This is a genomic window from Mesorhizobium sp. P2_D1, from assembly GCF_056404455.1.
In genome coordinates this window covers 1-3,371 of the sequence record NZ_JBFUDZ010000116.1, presented here as the reverse complement: position 1 = coordinate 3,371, position 3,371 = coordinate 1, and the positions used below count along the sequence as shown (strand labels likewise).

The 3,371-nt window shown below is 58.4% G+C and carries 5 protein-coding genes and 1 tRNA gene; 3 read left to right on the top strand and 3 right to left on the bottom strand.

Annotated features, from left to right (window positions below; all coding sequences use genetic code 11):
- Positions 1 to 27 precede the first annotated feature (27 nt).
- The 3 genes from AC1D0I_RS32335 to AC1D0I_RS32325 form a co-directional block, all read right to left on the bottom strand.
- Positions 28 to 324, bottom strand: a complete 297-nt coding sequence (locus AC1D0I_RS32335) for an adenylate cyclase (RefSeq protein ID WP_095091587.1) — start codon at positions 322 to 324, stop codon at positions 28 to 30.
- A 281-nt stretch (positions 325 to 605) separates the two neighbouring features.
- Positions 606 to 695: transfer RNA gene (locus AC1D0I_RS32330), tRNA-Ser, on the bottom strand.
- A gap of 183 nt (positions 696 to 878) precedes the next feature.
- Positions 879 to 1,040, bottom strand: coding sequence for a hypothetical protein (locus AC1D0I_RS32325; protein ID WP_167392395.1), 162 nt, complete (start codon positions 1,038 to 1,040; stop codon positions 879 to 881).
- A 207-nt stretch (positions 1,041 to 1,247) separates the two neighbouring features.
- Here AC1D0I_RS32325 and AC1D0I_RS32320 point away from each other — a divergent pair, with 207 nt between their 5' ends.
- From AC1D0I_RS32320 to AC1D0I_RS32310, 3 genes are all read left to right on the top strand, one after another.
- A complete protein-coding gene (locus AC1D0I_RS32320) occupies positions 1,248 to 1,493 on the top strand; it encodes a hypothetical protein (RefSeq protein ID WP_477400147.1) in 246 nt (81 codons plus the stop codon).
- Positions 1,494 to 1,505: 12 nt separating this feature from the next.
- Positions 1,506 to 1,727, top strand: coding sequence for a hypothetical protein (locus AC1D0I_RS32315; RefSeq protein WP_477400146.1), 222 nt, complete (start codon positions 1,506 to 1,508; stop codon positions 1,725 to 1,727).
- A gap of 235 nt (positions 1,728 to 1,962) precedes the next feature.
- The gene (locus tag AC1D0I_RS32310) at positions 1,963 to 2,562 is read left to right on the top strand and encodes a c-type cytochrome (protein WP_477400145.1); all 600 of its coding nucleotides are present in this window, start codon (positions 1,963 to 1,965) and stop codon (positions 2,560 to 2,562) included.
- Positions 2,563 to 3,371 lie beyond the last annotated feature (809 nt).

The following is a 3,371-nucleotide window of genomic DNA, read 5'->3' as shown; positions in this document are numbered from 1 at the left end:
CCTATATTGGCGCGACCGGGCCGTCACTCAATGGTTATGGGACTGCTGGAATCCGGCCACGTCGTATTGAGATACGCTCTTCGGATTGTTTGAGTTCTGCGGTTGCTCGCCCGCGTAGTGTGTCCCCGCATTCCCCTCGGGGTTGAAGGCTGAGCCCGGGGCAGAACTGGCGTGACCAGGGGTAACGCTTCCTGTTTCAGTGGTTCCAATCGTTTGGCTGGGCTGACCTGTCTTGCCTGTTACGGTGTGGACGTTGGCAGCTGAAGCCGTGCCGGCCGAGGCTACAAGCAAGCCCACCGCTATCGGAATGAGGCGATGTTTCATGGTTGTTCTCCCAAAGCGTTTCGACAGGGCGCTCGGATCTTGGGAGCACCCGGCGAACTAACTAAACGCTTTTGGGACCACCACTCATCCGGAGGATCGCGAACTCGTGATGTCGCTGCCTCACGGTGGCGGGCTTTTTGTTGCCTGCTACTTTTGCAACTAAACGCTACGGTATGAAACAGGATAGCCCAAGCATCGTCGAACGACGTTAGGAACGGAGTTAGGAAGAGAATAAGGCTACGGCCAATAACGTCGCAATATCAGCAGGATGACAGAAAATCTGGCGGAGGAAGTGGGATTCGAACCCACGGTGAGCTTGCACCCACGCCGGTTTTCAAGACCGGTGCCTTAAACCGCTCGGCCATTCCTCCGTTGTGATTTTTCAATCACTTAGGTAGTGCGCTGCCGGCTGGCTTCGGCCTGTTGGCACCGGATTGGCACCGAAGGCATTCCCGACGGGTTCGCGCTTCATTCCTGTAGTGCGGCATTGAGGGCCGCGTCAACCACCGCTGCGGCACCTTCCTGCTGACCTGGGAGCAGGTGCGCATGAATGTTCAGGGTGACTGACGGATTGGCGTGACCGGCGCGGGCCGACACGACATGCTGCGCAACAGGTGGGTGATGTGGGTATGCCGGAGGCCATGGAAGGTGACTTGCGGAACACCAGCAGTTTCGGCTTCCCGATCCTTCTCATCCTTGCCCATGCCAAGCTTCAAGCGATGCTCCTCGCTGGCCGTCATTGGCGCCATGTGCTGCATTGAAAGAAAACTCGCCGGGCGAAGGAACCCCAATCCCTCAAGCCCGGCGAAGGTTTACTTCCTGATCCCCGATCAGGACCGGTAGGAGGAGGGTACCGGCAATCTATGCAGTGCAAAACCGGTGCCAGCATTTTTGTCCCGAAATGAGACAGGCCAACGCGAGCCATGTGCGACAGCGAACTTACTGAACGCCCTGGCCGAGACTGGACGCGATGGGCCGAGGGCGTAGGCGAATACGAGATTGAGCGGACATGGTGGCGGGCCAAGGTCTTGCACTTCCCCAAGCTCAACGTGTCGGTCTGGTTCGATGGGTCTGAAAGGGTCGACGAGCGCCAGGCCGCGCGGGACGCTTCGGCGCTGTGGGACGGCGGCCAGGGGAAACGCTTGCTGGCGAGGCCGTTGGCGCTCTGATACGATCGGCCTGTGGATCAAGAGACTTTAGATCATCATGCGCTCGGCTTGCTGAAGCAGTATCGAGATGTCCTGGTCGAGAGCTTTGCGCCCCGTGACGCTGATGGCGTGCCTGAAATCAGGACTCTAGCCCAAAGCACCGACCCTTTAGAAATCGCAGCTTTGAAGGACATTGAATTACTCAATGCGGTGATCGGCGCGATGTCAGGCCAGATCGTTCGCAGCTCTATCTGAAGCCAACAACGTCCCCGAGACGGCAAAGGCCCGATGTCATCTCGGTTGACGAGCTCACCCACAAACTGATCGCTGACGCGGCGGTGATCGGAATTCGGGGGATCGAGATCGGCGAAGAGGTCGACAGATGCTGGCGTGCCGGAGTGACCATTCGCCGCTTGCCGGCGAGATCACGCGGTTTGACCTTCCATGTACTGGAAGGTGTACGGCTGAAGCGTGACTTGGAGGTAGGCGCATGAAGGTTGGAGTTGCGGCCTGCCCGCACTGGGGAGCGCACAACTCGGTGAAACGCATCGTCCTTGCGGTGGGGCTTGCACTGGCTTGTGTTTCAACCCTGGCCGCTGCCAAGGTCGGCAGTGAAGCACTCATCGTGGCCCGCCAAGCGTCCATGAAACAAATGGCAGCGGCTGCAAAAACGCTTGCTGGGATGTTTAACGGCCAAGTCCCTTACAATGCTGCTGCATTTCGAGACGCTGCTGAAACCCTACGAGATCGAACCGGGAGCCTCGTTGGCGAGTTTCCATCCGGATCGCTCGGTCCACTGTCCGGTGCCAAACCGGAAATCGACCAAGACCGACGAAGTTTTGAGGCGCTGGCTCACCACATCGCCATGCTCACAACTGCACTTGCAAAGGAGGCTGCGAATGCGCCCCCGCAAATCAACGCCGAAATGCGGATGGGGCCTGGAACGATGATGGACGGCGGAAGTCTGCTGGGGAAGCGCACTAACGCGGCTGAACCCGATCCGGCGACGCTGCCCGCAGAACACTTGGTGCACATGATTTTGCAGGATTGCACCAGTTGCCACTCCAGGTTCCGCCAAAAGATTCGCTGACGGTCGTCCACGAATTAATTTCTCTGATGATTTTGTCGACGCGCAACTCCTGCTTAGCGGCATGAGTGAACGGGCGCTGGCGGGGCGCTACTTGCCCTGAAGCCGGTGCTTGCCGCTGCTCCCGCCGTCGCTGGTACATCCGCAGTCGACGGCGGGTGCCGGCCTTAAAGCTTGCACCGGCCATTGCGGGGGAGGTCAGATCTCCCGCTCGAGTGACTCTACAACCAAATCTGAAGTCGCTCAATTAAGGCTAAGTGCGGGTGGCCATCATCCTTTCAGGGGCATTACCGGGCGCTTGCCGGAACCATCTCAACGACGTCCAAGCGCTTATCGACCGGCTCGGCCCGGATCGCGGCTCCATGCATTGGGATCTGTTCGGGCTCTTCGGCTGCTCGGATTGTAAGGCTGCAAGGCGCGACCGCCGGCCGGTGTTCTTCACTCTGGTTCCTGATTACGAGGGTATCCAAGTGTAGCGCAACCACGACTGGAAACCGACGTTCTAATACCGCCAGGCGAGCGGCGCTAGATGTCCCGCCACGGATCAATTGTGCTTGGCACCGAAATTGCTCTGTTGATTAAAACAGCGAGATATTTCTCTAGATGATCGAAAGCGCCCCTAGGATTGTCTGCAATTCGTGCAGAGTGCCCCTTAGCAGCGTCAGTGAGCCTCAAGGGTCCGACCTCCTATCTTGCCCCAATTGCCGGATTTCCGAGACATACGACAACGTCATGCTTGAACTTGGCCAACGCACAGCGGACGCACTCTTGCGCGCGATCTACCGACCTGTTCCGTCGAGGATCTATCGTTT

Coding starts and splice junctions, on each gene's coding strand:
- AC1D0I_RS32335 (WP_095091587.1), bottom strand. CDS start 324: ATGAAACATCGCCTCATTCCGATAGCGGTGGGCTTGCTTGTAGCCTCG.
- AC1D0I_RS32320 (WP_477400147.1), top strand. CDS start 1,248: ATGTGCGACAGCGAACTTACTGAACGCCCTGGCCGAGACTGGACGCGA.
- AC1D0I_RS32310 (WP_477400145.1), top strand. CDS start 1,963: ATGAAGGTTGGAGTTGCGGCCTGCCCGCACTGGGGAGCGCACAACTCG.